Source organism: Synechococcus sp. M16CYN (assembly GCF_040371545.1).
Lineage (GTDB): Bacteria > Cyanobacteriota > Cyanobacteriia > PCC-6307 > Cyanobiaceae > Parasynechococcus.
Genome location: NZ_AP029048.1, coordinates 831,141 through 843,938, shown reverse-complemented (window position 1 = coordinate 843,938; position 12,798 = coordinate 831,141). Strand labels below are relative to the sequence as shown.

Below are 12,798 nucleotides of genomic sequence, written 5' to 3'. Positions count from 1 at the left end.
CGGCTTAAAAGTTACCTGCGGCGGCCTGCACTTTTTCAATCTGCCTCTTCTTAAGAACGAGCATGATTTGTGTAACAGCAACAGCTGCAAAAAAGGCAAGCAAGCCGTAAATACGAACAGGATTTTGCAAAACTATCTCAGTATCAACTTGAGCAAAACCTCCAACATTGGGATCGTTCGTAATTGCTTCTCCAGCCTCAACAGAATCACCAACGCTCACTAAAAGGGTCGGACCAACAGGAATAATTTCAGTTATGCTAGTACCATCAGTAGCATCAATAGTAATCACATTGGTTCCGTCGTCTCCAGCCTCAATAGAGGTGACTTTACCTTCTTTTGGAGCTGTGAAGAAAGTGTTATTGCTTTTGTCACCGGTTGGATACACCTGACCTCGGCCGCGATTGCCACCGACATGAATTTGATACTTGCCGAAATGAATATTGCTATCAGTGGCTGGATCCGGGGATAGGATGGGGAACACAATCTCCTGGTTTTGATCACCAGGAATTGGACCGACTAGAAGGATGTTAGGCTTATCCTCGCTGTATTGAGTGAAATAGACGCCCTCGGTTTCTTCTTTAATCTCGTCAGTCCATCGATCCTGAGGAGCCAGAGTGAAACCGTCTGGAAGCATCATCACAGCACCAACCTGAAGTTGAACTTCACTACCATCAGCGCTAATTTCTCTAATTCCTTCTTCGTACGGAACCTTCACGCTGGCCTTAAATACGCTGTCCGGGAGGACCGACTGCGGAACCTCCGCTTGAGTTATTTTCTTAGCTAGGTGGCAATTTGCACAAACAATTTTACCGGTGGCTTCCCGGGGACTGTCATAGTTTTGCTGTGCCCAGAATGGATAGGCCCAGCTTACAGCTGGGGCGATCATCAGTGTCAAGCCGAAAACCAGCGAACCGAAAAGGAGAAAGAGAGCGCGACGCATGAAACGATAAAAAGGGTGTATGGACATTGGACAAAGGAAATCAAGTCCACCAAGGCTTGTCGCCAGTGCGGAAGTCAGTCTCGGACCATTGGCTAATAAAGACGTTATCGTTTTCGACATTGACATTGGCCAAAGCTAAGGAAAGCGGCGCTGGACCACGAACAACCTTTCCAGTAGCATCATATTGACTGCCGTGGCAGGGACACATGAATTTGTTGCTGCTGCTGTTCCATGGCACAACGCAGCCCAGGTGCGTGCAAATGGCATTGATGCCATAATTGCCGATGGTGTCAGAACTTTCAACTACCAGATAGGTAGGGTCACCTTTCAGGCCTTGAACTAGATTGCGGTCACCTTCTGGGTGGCTTGAAAGCCATCCGCTGGCGGTGATTGCATTGCCAAGTTCATCTTTAGCAGTGATGCCACCACTACTGCCAGCGGATGCTTTAGGAGGAATGAAGTAGTTCGCTACTGGGTACAGAGCCCCCAGGGCGACACCAGTTACGGAACCGAACGTCAGCAGATTCATGAACTGCCGACGACCCATTCCGGGCACATCGCTCGAGGGAATTTGAGTCATGGCGGATGTTCATCCATCACGGAGTGACGATCATTATGGGCACATAATGGCTTGCCACGCTTTGCACCGACTGGCCTTTGCCACCGTTCATCAGTAAACCTGTGCTTGATATCAACTCTTCTTTTGCTGCTGCTCCCCTTGGTGTAGAGGAGGTCATTGGCTGTCTACGTCAGCGCTGGAGGGCGACTTATGACCTTCAACTAGTGGTGCGACGTCATCGTCTTTACCTGCATTTGATGTGGGCGTGTCTCGAGCAGCAGTCCTTTCCGATGGATGAAAATAGTTATCGAAGTCATCTTGCTGAAGTGCTGGATGTTGTGAATCGTCTCGGTTTATCCAATGAGGTGCGGCATTGGCTAGCCACGACGCGCGGCAAACCGCGTTTTGGTAAAGCCCTTAGCTTTCAGTTGCACCTAGAAGGGCCTGAAACAAACAGCCTGCTCAAAGAGTTTCTGATCTGAAACTCTCGGTGAGAGCCACTAGTGCTACTCCCACTAAAAAAAGTCCTGTGATCGCACCAGCGAGCAGCAGCATCGTGATTGGATCAGTAGAGGGAGTCAATACGGCACCAGCGAGTGCCGAACCCAAAACAGTCCATCGCCAAGCGCTAAGCATAGAACGCCATTGGACTAACCCAAGGAGCCCCAAAAGTAGTTGTAGCACGGGAAGCTGAAAAGCCAGGCCAGTGGCCAACATCAGTAGTAGAACAAAATCGAGATACCGCTCGATTGACCAAAGTGGTTCCACAATATCGGCCCCGTAATTGACCAAAAACTTCAGGGCCGCTGGTACTAAGATCCACCAAGCAAAGGCAAGACCCACAAAGAACAAAACCGCCGAACTAGCTACAGCTGGCGCAATTAAGCGACGCTCCCGCAAAGTTAATCCTGGCAAAATAAAGGCTAACAACTGAAATAACACGTAAGGCAAAGCCAGGGCTAGGCCGGCATAACCTGCCACTTTCAATGACACAAATAAGAATTCCCCCGGCGCCAGCTGTAAAAAACGAACTCCTTTTGCTGGTGCTTCCAAAAATTGCACTAAGGGCTTCACCCCAATCAGACAGAGCACTGCTCCCAGCACGATGGCTAGAAGGCTTCGTAGCAATCGCTCACGCAACTCTGCCAAATGATCCATCAATGGCATTTCCACCTCATTGGGCAGATCAGCGTCATCAGAACCATTCCCAACCGGAATCGGTGGAGGGGGCCGGAGGGCTGGAGAGCTGTCGGGACGTTCAAACACGGACGCGGAAGAGGCGAAACAACAGGTCAGCCCGGATTCTTGGTCAGATCAGGCGAAAGAGAAACCGACGCTGCTTTGCATGCTGAGAGTTATCTAGATAAGTCCTCTTCTATCCATGGCAAATAGTTACCGGACCGCTCCAAGCGTGCATAGATAATAAACTGTCTAAGATTTTCGGCTAAGTCCTGACTATAGTCTACCCCAAGCCCGGTTTGCACTTGTCATAGAGCCAAGATGTCTTTATCGCCCGGGTCATTGAAACATTTGATGACCGCATACATAGTCGGAGTAGCGCCTATTACGTACGTTGAACTGGGGTCGTCTTTTTAGCCTTACCCTGATTCAAACCAATCCGGGCTACTTTACAAACCGCCCCAATCCAGCTCGAATCATTGATTTGGTACAGCCCGTTGGTTTCAGAGGATGAGTTTTTATCATTGTGTCAATGTCTGAACGTTGGCAGTTATCTTGACCAGGGATTATCCACCTTACTCTTGAAAGCCGACTGGCCTATACATTTCCTTGCTTAAAGTTAATCATTCAAGTCGTTGTTAGCAGAGCTTAATTTCTCTAAAGTACAAGATTGGTTCATTTCTGGTGTATTTCTCTGGATTTTCTTCCTTAGACTTAGCAATCGTCATCACGATAATTTTGTTGAAAACGTTACATTTTATTTAATTCAACCGCAAATGTAGGCCTTCATTTACACGGAGTCTTATTTAGATCCTTAAATCTAGGTTGAACTAGCGGACGTTATCTGTCAGCTAACTGGACTGTTAGGTGTATGAATAAATCTTCTAAACAGTCTTAATCGAGGAAACTCTTTCAGATAGAAGGAAATTATCGCAATCGTGCTAGTCAATTTTGAATATTTTCTTTTCTGTCCAACCAACATCCTTGAAGTAGGGATGAAAGTAGTAGTTGCTTTTGATGTTGATCGGAGGAACTTTGAGTCGATGGTCTCGAAGTTGACGACCAGATATGACCAGTCGCGTTTGCTCATAATAGAGCGATGGATTGCCGTGGGCGACTGTTCTGTCCAAATAGACTTACATCTTACAATGAAACAATGACCATGACGAGGTGCGGTAAATTTTTTTGCTGGTTTAGCCTAAGCTAAGCTACTCTCTAAAGATTTTAGATTATGATGAGCTAAATAGGTTGAAAGCTTGACGTCTTGTTTACTAGGTATGATAAGAAAAGTCTCTTAATCTGCTTGCTTGCACATTAGACAGCTTTTAAATGGCAGGCAGTAGTAGGCTCATTGTAATTACAGGGCCGAGTGGGGTTGGTAAAGGGATATTGATCCAGCGACTGCTGGATCAATATCCAAAGATTTGGCTGTCGGTTTCAGCTACCACACGAACCCCCAGGGAAGGAGAGAAAGAGGGGGTTAACTATTTCTTCTATTCGCGTGACAGATTCAATGACCTGGTGGCCGAGGGAGGATTACTCGAGTGGGCTGAATTTGCTGCTAATTGTTACGGTACTCCCCGTATTCCAGTCGAGCAGCACTTAGCCGCGGGTCGTCCTGTCCTATTGGAAATTGAGCTGGAAGGTGCGAGGCAAGTGCGAACCAGCTTCCCTGACGGCTTCCAGATTTTTCTGGCGCCTCCCAGCTTTGAAGAATTAGAACGACGAATTCGTAGTCGAGGAACAGATACGGAGGATGCGATTCAGCGCCGCTTAAGCCGAGCGCGTGATGAACTGAACGCGCAAGACGAATTTGATGCCGTGGTGATCAACGATGATCTGAACCAGGCGCTTCATCAACTGGAGCAACACATGCGGCTTACCTCAGACTAAAGACACATAATCAAAGTCCTTGATAGTCACACTTAGGGTGGCTCATTCACATTGGGTGGAACAATAGATCGGGGAAAAAACGATTCCATTCGATCAGGATTCCAGCTGTGACGGTAAACCAAATTGCTGCAACTACAGGAGCAGTGGTGAGAAATTTGTTCATGAGATCTAAGTGATGTTAAAGCGATTTTGGATGGTTAACGAGGGGAAACGGTGACCTTGTTGTCGTCTTCCAAAAGATTACCGCTGGTGAATTCTCCAAAAGCGGCAAGGGGCCATAGGGCGGCTGCCATAAGACTCCTAAATGCGATGCCTAGATCGATTTGAATCTCATTTGTAGCTGCATTCTTACCGCGGGTTGCCTTGAGGTACTCGCGACCGGCCCAGCCAATGCATCCCGCGATATAAAGAAACATGATTCCAGGATAAACGAAATCACCAGCGTGGCTCCAACGGCCATCCACGATGAGATGAGGTAAACCATCCTCTCCACATGAGGCTTGGCTGTACATCTCAAACCGGGCTTTGGCTTGAGATGTTGCTGCAGCAGCAGCACGCTGCTGGAAGCGAGCGCTTTCAGAACAAGGGGTTAAGCCGGCTACATCTGCCTTTGCAATGGGAGCAAAGCTGAACACCAGAAGGGCCGAAATCACAACAGCAAAAAAACGATGCATTGAAACGATTCCTGTTTTAAAACTGCCCGGTAACGGGCAAGATGTCTCACGCGGACAGTAGGGGAGGGTCTCAGCCACAATGCATTCAGTGCTTGCCCTCGAAACAAGTTGTGACGAGTCAGCTGCTGCGGTCGTTCGCAGCACTGCTAATGGGGATATTGAAGTTTTGGCATCCCAAATTGCATCTCAGGTACAAGAGCATGCTTTATGGGGTGGAGTTGTACCAGAAATTGCCTCGCGCCTTCATGTAGAAGCCATGCCGTTTCTTGTGAATGCAGTGTTGCGGGAATCCGCTCTTCCCATTCATGAACTGGATGCAATCGCGGCCACCGTCACACCGGGTCTTGTCGGAGCTTTGATGGTTGCCTCGGTGACTGGACGCACCCTTGCAGCTTTACACCAGATTTCCTTTCTAGGAATTCATCATCTAGAAGGTCATTTGGCATCTGTATATCTAGGAAATTACAGTCCTTCTCCGCCATATCTTGTCCTTTTGGTAAGCGGTGGACATACAGAGTTGATCCGTGTTGGACCTCATGGGCTAATGGAGCGACTCGGCCGCAGTCATGACGATGCAGTTGGTGAAGCATTCGACAAAGTTGCTCGGTTACTTGGCTTGGGATACCCAGGTGGCCCAGCCATTCAGGCGAAAGCAACCGAGGGGGACCCTAAGCGTTTCTCACTTCCCAAGGGCAAAATTTCGATGCCTAGCGGTGGGTTTCACCCGTACGATTTTTCTTTCAGTGGCTTGAAAACGGCCATGCTTCGCATCGTGAATGGATTGCGAGCATCTGGGGGTGCTTTGCCGCTAGCCGATCTTGCTGCGAGTTTTGAGCGGGTTGTGGCGGAAGTGTTAGTGGAACACAGCTTTCGATGTGCAATGGACCACAACCTCAATCACTTAGTTATGGTAGGCGGAGTTGCTGCAAATCGGCGACTGCGCCAGCTCATGAAACGGCAAGGGGAAATCCTTGGAGTGACTGTTTCGATGGCGCCACTAAAGTACTGTACAGACAATGCAGCCATGATCGGCGCTGCGGCTCTCGGCAGGTTACAGAGGGGGGTTCTAGCCACATCCTGTGAGACCGGTGTGGCTGCTCGCTGGCAACTAGAACGGGCTGATGCCCTTTACGAATCTTTACCTGCCTTTTGAAAAATGCTCGTAAGGTGCTCCCTAAAAGGATCGCCATGACAGAACAACCAGTATCAAGGACAGCGGTGCGACAGGCACCAGAACCGGTGGGCTCAAGTGAACTCAATGCCTGGAAACGAGGTTTCACTCCTCAAGCAGAAATTTGGAATGGTCGACTCGCCATGATCGGTTTATCAGCCGGTTTAGTCGTATTACTTGTGTCCAGAGTATGCAACACGGGCTGATGGCTGATCGATTATGGATCGCATAAAGTTCGTGCTAGCTTATTGGAACCTGAAATTTGACTAGTAACTGTATCACTATTTATGCTTCCCGTCTCTGCGAGAGGTTAAAATAACTAAGAAAGCTATAAAAATACAGAGTTTACTCGGCTGTGCCACCTAAAGGCCTATTGACCGCTTACCTTTCCACAAGCTCATCTGCAAGAATTGCATCTAGCTGTTCATCAAGAGTTACTTGTAATATGTTCTAAAATTTCAACATGTTTATCTCGAGTTCACGACAGTAAATCAAGAAATGCTTGATTTCATAGGTCTTTTCATAGTAGGAAATATATACCAATCTTATTAAGTATTGATCTAATCGATCATGGTTATTAATGTTATCCCTTCGCCAATACCATTGATGCGGCTGTAGAAAATCAAGCCTTTCAAGCGTGTCGTTAGCTTTAGGGTAGTACCGGCGGCCAACTCCTCACATGGTCGAGAGTGCTTTGTGCAACCAATCAAAATCTCATCGTGATAGGAAACCGAAGCGAATCGAGCAAGAGTTAGCTTCCATTCGTTGTATGATCAATGGAAGTCACCCGGCTTCTTATCTCTGTTAAAGCAAATTGTCAATTTGCGGCGGAGACATAATTTCTCAATACTTATGCCTAAAATATTGTTTAATCAGCGATAAGTAGATTGATAGGTTGCCTCCAATTGCCAAGGATCTGAAAGAGCAGAATCTTTCTAACATCCGAGTAGATTCGGAATACCCAGTTCCATAGACAATGCGCAAGGTGAAATCTTAGGCTGGGAGAGCCCAATGCGACCTTGGACGATGTTAAATCGTTTTGGGACTGGGTTTGCCGACAGGGTGCAACGAGGAACCTAACTGGGTTGACTATCATCTAGAAATAACGTAATTCCAGGGTAATGCCGACATATTGCATCTAAATAGGCTACTGTTGAGCGTGTCTGATCATCCAAGAGCCATAGAGTCCGCGTGCTCGAGCGGATGTCATGACTGACCGACCCCGTGTCACCATTGTCCTAGGAACACGCCCAGAGGCGATCAAACTTGCTCCCGTAATACAGATCTTTCAGGCCTGCAAGGCCCTAACAACTCGAGTCATTCTAACCGGCCAGCATCGTGAGATGGTGGCCCAGGTGATGAATTTATTCGGCTTGCACGCCGATCGGGACCTCAATCTAATGGTTTCGCGTCAGTCCCTGACCCATATCACATGTGCAGCTTTGCATGGACTGCGAAATGATTTTCAGGCCTACCCACCACAAATGGTTCTAATTCAAGGGGACACCACCACGGCGTTTGCTGCTGGTTTAGCGGCCTTTTATGAACAGATCCCTGTAGGCCATGTTGAAGCAGGCCTGCGAACCGACAAACTCTTGGATCCATTCCCCGAAGAAGCAAATAGACGCTTACTGTCACAAATTGTCACACTGCACTTTGCTCCAACGGTTAAAGCAGAGACAAATCTACGCGCATCAGGAGTTTTAGGCGACGTGGTGGTGACGGGGAACACCGTGATTGATGCCTTGCTCTTAATGACAAAAATCGCACCCAAAATTCACTTCGATAGGCTTGATTGGCAATCCCAGCGTGTAATTCTCGCTACAGTCCATCGTCGAGAAAACTGGGGTAATCGACTGATAGACATCGCCTCAGGGATCCGGCAGGTACTGGATTGCTTTCCAGACACCGCTCTGTTGCTGCCACTGCACCGCAATCCTACAGTGCGAAGACCCCTGCAGGCCTTGCTGGGAGATCATCCGCGAGTAGTGCTTACAGAACCTCTTGACTATGACCGCCTAGTGGCAGCAATGAGGGGCTGCACATTGCTGTTAACCGACTCTGGTGGACTGCAAGAGGAAGCGCCGGCGCTAGGCAAGCCGGTGCTGGTATTGCGTCGCACGACCGAACGTCCGGAGGCGGTCGATGCCGGCACGGCTAGGTTAATAGGCACCAGTCCAGCGGTAGTTGTAGGGGAAGTCTCACGCTTGTTAAATGATCCGATCGCCTATAAAGCCATGTCTCAAGCTATCAATCCCTTCGGAGATGGACATGCCAGCACTCGCATTCTTGACCTCTGCAAACGCTATCTTAGTGTCTGATGCTAGTTCCATTCTAACCATGTAATGCTTTGCTTGTATTATTACCAATCATCAGCACTAAGCATCCTTTTTGATTAGCTCAAATCCCTTTTGTATTGACGATAAAGAGGAACATGATTTTTCTTTTTGGAGAAGCTCAGGTTTGTGAAGAGATGGATGGTATCGAAGACCATTGATCATTGCATCTGTTTGCTTGAATTTTTGGTCATCCGTCGACATTGCAGCAGATCGGGATTTTATGGAAGCAAGGAATGACAAAATTTATCGACTTTGATTCAAGTGTTAGCCTCGGATAGGCGCTCAGATTTGTTGCGGCGGGTTGAAATATGAATGATGGTTGCAGTCTTGGAATGATTGCCAAATTCGATCTTTATGGGCTAGGATACAGTTGCCTAGTAAGCCACTTAGGGTCTCTAAAAACCCATCTCAGTCTTCCTGCCCATTGCACTGGAATTCCCTCCAAGCTCGGCGTTGATCAAGGCCCAGCCACGTTTATTAGGTAGAGACAAAGTCAATCCACCATCTCGAATCAATCACTACGATTGTCGTTTGCACCGATGCTCCTCATAGCACTTCCCTATTCCGTACATTCTCACTGCTTCCTCCTGGTGGTAAGACGAACTAAACAGGTATTTTTCCCGAAAATAGAGACCTTTCAAGGGTGATATCAGACGAATTATTAGTACTGAAACAAAGCAAGATTTTGTGACTATGGCCACGGATGATCGCGAGGATGAATACCTGCTTTTGTGCCCCCAGACAGTAACTGATGTTGGTGCACACGTAGAACATCAACATCGGTTTTTCTTCTGTCTATGACACCTGAGCGGCTTGGTCTGCTTTGGGGAATTACCGTATTCTCTGGGGCGGCGGCGCGTCTTTTATCGGCTTTCTCCGGGCTGCCTGGAGTGGTTCTTCTGCTGCTGTCAGGGCTCTTGATCGGACGCTCTGGCCTTGGTCTCGTTGAACCCCTCGACCTCGGTCCAGGCCTCGAAACAATTGTGGGGCTGTTGGTCAGTCTTGTGCTGTTTGATGGAGGGATGAATCTGCGCATCCCTGGCGACACGATCAAAGCCACTGTGCAGCGCATTGCTTTGTTTCGCCTGCTAATCTCTCTTGCGAGTGGTTTGATTACTGCCCATTGGTTAGCTGGTCTAGATTGGTCAGTGGCGGCAGTGTTCAGTGCAATTGTTTTGGCAACGGGACCAACCGTGGTTACCCCGTTAGTGCGGCAAATTCGCTTAGCTCCACCTTTAGGAGATGTTCTTGAAGCAGAAGGTCTTCTTCTTGAACCAGTTGGTGCCGTCCTTGCGCTACTGCTTTTGGAACTAGTGCTAGGCGACTTGCACGGATGGAAAGAGCTTTTTATTGGTCTGATATTACGCTTGGGCGGTGGTGTGCTGGTCGGTATTGGCGTTGGCTGGCTTTTATCTGAGATTTTGCGCCGCCTGAAGTCCGAACAATCTTCTGGTTTACCACTTCAGCTCAGTCTGGGAATCTTATTTTTAATGTATGGGGTTAGTGAATGGTTCTTGCCAGAGTCAGCATTGCCCGCATCTGTAGCAGCAGGAATTGTTGTGGGGCGTCGACCTGGTATTTATACAGCTGAGCTAGATGGGCTGATTCAAGAACTGGCGCAACTGGCAATCACGATGCTTTTCCCCTTACTGGCAGCAGATGTCTCGTGGGCTGAATTGAGTCCTTTAGGTTGGGGAGGAATCCTTTGCGTTCTCACACTGATGCTAGTGGTGAGACCCTTTGCTGTTGGGATCGCTACCATGGGCTTGCCATTAAAGCTGCCCCAGCGTTTGTTCTTGGGTTGGTTGGCGCCTCGTGGAATTGTCACAGCATCCGTGGCGTCACTGTTCTCAATTCGTTTGGAACAGGCCGGAATTCTTGGGGCAGGTCGCTTACAGGGATTAGTATTCCTCACGATCTTGATGACTGTAGGACTGCAAGGCTTGACCGCTCAACCGCTTGCACAGATACTGGGTTTAACCAAAACCAATGTCACTCCAAAGGGATCTAGCTGATGCAACGTTGAAGTCGCGGTACATCTTCCCCGATCTGCGCCAAAAGCGACCAGGTAGTGATGAGGTCAGGTCCCTGGAGACACCCTAGCAAGGCGGCTCGCAGTGATCTCATCATCACGCTCTTTTTAACCTCTGCAGCTTTCGCTGCATTTTCAAGAAGGACCTGAGCTTGATTCATGTCGCTACCTGACCAAAACTCTGTCTGAAGTAGATCTAAGAGATGGATAATGGCAGTCTTGGATCCTTCTACCTCAAGTTGTTGGTTAGCATCCTCTTGGAGATCAGGACGCTCAAAAAAGGGAAGCGCCTGCTCAACACCATCTTTGAGGAGTATAAGTGAGGGGCCAATCAACTTACATAATTCAAGACACCAAGATCGCTTTGCTGGAACCTTCCAGCCTCTGTCGACCCAAAGAGGGCAAAGACTCTCTAGGAGCTGTTCCGAAGTCCAGCCATGCAGCACTTGAGCATTAAGCCAGTTAAGTTTGCTCCAATCAAAACGTGCCCCAGCTTTACCAACCCGTTTAAAGCTGAATAACTCAGCTGCTTGAGCGAGAGTGCAACGTTCACCCACACCTTCAGGTACAGACCACCCCAATAGCATCATATAATTTGCGACCGCTTCGGCGGTGTACCCCATTATACGGAAATCGTCGATGGACGTTACGCCGTCACGCTTTGAGAGCTTGCGACCATCTGCATTGAGGATCAATGGAGTGTGAGCAAAAGTCGGCGCGATCAGTCCGAGGGCGTCATAAAGCAAAAGCTGCTTGGCTGTATTGGCGATATGGTCTTCCCCACGTATCACATGGGAAATATTCATGGCAGCATCGTCAACCACTGCAGCAAGGTTGTACAGCGGATCTCCGATCTGATCGGCAGGTGCCCGTCGGGCGATTACCATGTCACCGCCGAGGTCGACCCCTTGCCAGCGCATCGGACCTCGAACCAAATCGTTCCATTCAATTTCGACGTTGTTATGGATGCGAAATCGGATTACCGCTTCACGTCCTTCGGCCTGGAACGCATCCTCCTGTTCAGGGGTTAGGTGGCGGTGGCGGTTGTCATAACGAGGAGCTTGGTTTAATGCCCTCTGAGCATGCCGCATCGCTTCAAGTTCAACATCGTTAACGTAGCAGCGGTAGGCCAACCCTTTGTTCAGAAGCACACGAATTGCGTCCTGATGCTGGTCAACCCTTTCACTCTGGATCACCGGCTTTTCGTTCCAGTCAATGCCCAACCATTGAAGGCCTTCCAAGATGTTTTGGGTAAACTCAGACCCTGAGCGTTCCTTGTCAGTGTCCTCAATGCGGAGAAGAAATTCTCCGCCCTGACTCCTAGCAAATAACCAGTTGAAAACCGCTGTGCGTGCTGTGCCGATATGTAGAGTGCCCGTTGGGCTAGGGGCCAGGCGAACACGCACCATCGCAGTATTGAGTTCAAGGGAACGGGACCGACGGGATTCGAACCCGCAACTTCCGCCGTGACAGGGCGGTGCTCTAACCGGTTGAACTACGGTCCCAGGCCTGATTCGGTTACTCCAAGACGCGCCCAGAAGAACCTGACCTGCGTCGCAATAGCGACCAGGTCAGTATCAACCGCCGCACGGCCCTCCGTCAACAGGAGGGTTTGTGTGGGATGGGGTTGAACTGCCAATTCCCAGATAAAAACAATGCCGTAATGGTTACGTGAGTGGCCAACGTTAAGGACGGAATCCAGCGGGTTCGATTAATCGAACTTGATTGCCACGGGCGGTGAATTCCCGACCCTGATCACTTTGCACAACTACGCGACCACCTGACTTGACGCGAATCACACGGGCGCGAACCCAGCCGAGGGCGGCTGACTCCAACACCTTTACCACATCACCAGGTTGAAGATCCAACTCCATACTCAGAACCGGGAAACTGTACGAAAGGTCATCGGACGCGCCGTGGAGGACTTGAACCCCCGACATCAGGTTTTGGAGACCTGCGTTCTACCAACTGAACTAACGACGCAAGACAATGAGCTCCTCAGCCAACATTG

General features: G+C 49.0%; 17 protein-coding genes and 2 tRNA genes. 7 read left to right on the top strand and 12 right to left on the bottom strand.

Annotation, left to right across the window (positions count from 1 at the left end; translation table 11 throughout):
• Nucleotides 1–4: 4 nt before the first annotated feature.
• The gene (gene petA / locus ABWV55_RS03960) at nucleotides 5–940 is read right to left on the bottom strand and encodes a cytochrome f (protein WP_353292562.1); all 936 of its coding nucleotides are present in this window, start codon (nucleotides 938–940) and stop codon (nucleotides 5–7) included.
• Between the two features lie 40 nt (nucleotides 941–980).
• Nucleotides 981–1,520, bottom strand: a complete 540-nt coding sequence (petC, locus tag ABWV55_RS03955; RefSeq protein ID WP_353292387.1) for a cytochrome b6-f complex iron-sulfur subunit — start codon at nucleotides 1,518–1,520, stop codon at nucleotides 981–983.
• 101 nt (nucleotides 1,521–1,621) lie between these two features.
• Between petC and ABWV55_RS03950 the strand changes: the two genes are divergently transcribed.
• Entirely contained in the window at nucleotides 1,622–1,981 is a 360-nt protein-coding gene (locus tag ABWV55_RS03950; protein ID WP_353292561.1) for a DUF3067 family protein, read from the top strand.
• On the opposite strand, the gene tatC is transcribed toward ABWV55_RS03950, so the two are convergent.
• Together tatC and ABWV55_RS03940 are read right to left on the bottom strand one after the other, a co-directional pair.
• Nucleotides 1,962–2,672, bottom strand: a complete 711-nt coding sequence (tatC, locus tag ABWV55_RS03945) for a twin-arginine translocase subunit TatC (protein WP_353292560.1) — start codon at nucleotides 2,670–2,672, stop codon at nucleotides 1,962–1,964. The genes ABWV55_RS03950 and tatC overlap by 20 nt on opposite strands.
• A gap of 947 nt (nucleotides 2,673–3,619) precedes the next feature.
• Nucleotides 3,620–3,808, bottom strand: a complete 189-nt coding sequence (locus tag ABWV55_RS03940; RefSeq protein WP_353292386.1) for a hypothetical protein — start codon at nucleotides 3,806–3,808, stop codon at nucleotides 3,620–3,622.
• A gap of 199 nt (nucleotides 3,809–4,007) precedes the next feature.
• Between ABWV55_RS03940 and gmk the strand changes: the two genes are divergently transcribed.
• Nucleotides 4,008–4,571 (top strand): guanylate kinase, encoded by a 564-nt coding sequence (gene gmk / locus ABWV55_RS03935; protein WP_353292385.1) that lies wholly within the window; start codon nucleotides 4,008–4,010, stop codon nucleotides 4,569–4,571.
• 46 nt (nucleotides 4,572–4,617) lie between these two features.
• Here gmk and psaJ read toward each other — a convergent pair whose 3' ends face one another.
• Complete coding sequence (gene psaJ, locus ABWV55_RS03930) at nucleotides 4,618–4,734, bottom strand: photosystem I reaction center subunit IX (RefSeq protein ID WP_353292384.1); 117 nt, start codon at nucleotides 4,732–4,734, stop codon at nucleotides 4,618–4,620.
• A gap of 34 nt (nucleotides 4,735–4,768) precedes the next feature.
• Nucleotides 4,769–5,245, bottom strand: coding sequence for a Photosystem I reaction center subunit III (locus tag ABWV55_RS03925; RefSeq protein ID WP_353292559.1), 477 nt, complete (start codon nucleotides 5,243–5,245; stop codon nucleotides 4,769–4,771).
• Between the two features lie 79 nt (nucleotides 5,246–5,324).
• Between ABWV55_RS03925 and tsaD the strand changes: the two genes are divergently transcribed.
• Together tsaD and ABWV55_RS03915 are read left to right on the top strand one after the other, a co-directional pair.
• Nucleotides 5,325–6,398 carry a tRNA (adenosine(37)-N6)-threonylcarbamoyltransferase complex transferase subunit TsaD gene (gene tsaD / locus ABWV55_RS03920; protein WP_353292383.1) on the top strand — a complete coding sequence of 358 codons (1,074 nt, stop codon included), beginning with the start codon at nucleotides 5,325–5,327 and terminating at the stop codon, nucleotides 6,396–6,398.
• Nucleotides 6,399–6,433: 35 nt separating this feature from the next.
• A complete protein-coding gene (locus ABWV55_RS03915) occupies nucleotides 6,434–6,622 on the top strand; it encodes a chlorophyll a/b-binding protein (protein ID WP_353292382.1) in 189 nt (62 codons plus the stop codon).
• A gap of 354 nt (nucleotides 6,623–6,976) precedes the next feature.
• Here the strand turns inward: ABWV55_RS03915 and ABWV55_RS03910 are convergent, their stop codons facing one another.
• Nucleotides 6,977–7,126: a hypothetical protein gene (locus ABWV55_RS03910; RefSeq protein ID WP_353292381.1), complete on the bottom strand. Its 150-nt coding sequence runs from the start codon at nucleotides 7,124–7,126 to the stop codon at nucleotides 6,977–6,979.
• Between the two features lie 498 nt (nucleotides 7,127–7,624).
• On the opposite strand from ABWV55_RS03910, the gene wecB reads away from it, so the two are divergent.
• The 3 genes from wecB (at nucleotide 7,625) to ABWV55_RS03895 (ending at nucleotide 10,770) form a co-directional block, all read left to right on the top strand.
• A complete protein-coding gene (wecB, locus tag ABWV55_RS03905; protein WP_353292380.1) occupies nucleotides 7,625–8,737 on the top strand; it encodes a UDP-N-acetylglucosamine 2-epimerase (non-hydrolyzing) in 1,113 nt (370 codons plus the stop codon).
• A gap of 326 nt (nucleotides 8,738–9,063) precedes the next feature.
• Nucleotides 9,064–9,240: a hypothetical protein gene (locus tag ABWV55_RS03900; protein WP_353292379.1), complete on the top strand. Its 177-nt coding sequence runs from the start codon at nucleotides 9,064–9,066 to the stop codon at nucleotides 9,238–9,240.
• A 312-nt stretch (nucleotides 9,241–9,552) separates the two neighbouring features.
• Entirely contained in the window at nucleotides 9,553–10,770 is a 1,218-nt protein-coding gene (locus tag ABWV55_RS03895) for a cation:proton antiporter (protein WP_353292378.1), read from the top strand.
• On the opposite strand, the gene gltX is transcribed toward ABWV55_RS03895, so the two are convergent.
• From gltX to ABWV55_RS03870, 5 genes are all read right to left on the bottom strand, one after another.
• On the bottom strand, nucleotides 10,763–12,196 hold the full coding sequence (gltX, locus tag ABWV55_RS03890) for a glutamate--tRNA ligase (RefSeq protein WP_353292377.1): 1,434 nt from the start codon (nucleotides 12,194–12,196) through the stop codon (nucleotides 10,763–10,765). The genes ABWV55_RS03895 and gltX overlap by 8 nt on opposite strands.
• Nucleotides 12,197–12,218: 22 nt before the next feature.
• Nucleotides 12,219–12,292: transfer RNA gene (locus ABWV55_RS03885), tRNA-Asp, on the bottom strand.
• Entirely contained in the window at nucleotides 12,283–12,426 is a 144-nt protein-coding gene (locus ABWV55_RS03880; protein WP_353292376.1) for a hypothetical protein, read from the bottom strand. Before ABWV55_RS03880 ends, ABWV55_RS03885 begins: the two co-directional genes overlap by 10 nt.
• Before the next feature lie 46 nt (nucleotides 12,427–12,472).
• Nucleotides 12,473–12,661 (bottom strand): hyperconserved protein Hcp, encoded by a 189-nt coding sequence (locus ABWV55_RS03875; RefSeq protein ID WP_006043540.1) that lies wholly within the window; start codon nucleotides 12,659–12,661, stop codon nucleotides 12,473–12,475.
• Nucleotides 12,662–12,697: 36 nt separating this feature from the next.
• Nucleotides 12,698–12,770, bottom strand: a tRNA-Trp gene (locus ABWV55_RS03870).
• Between the last annotated feature and the right edge of the window lie 28 nt (nucleotides 12,771–12,798).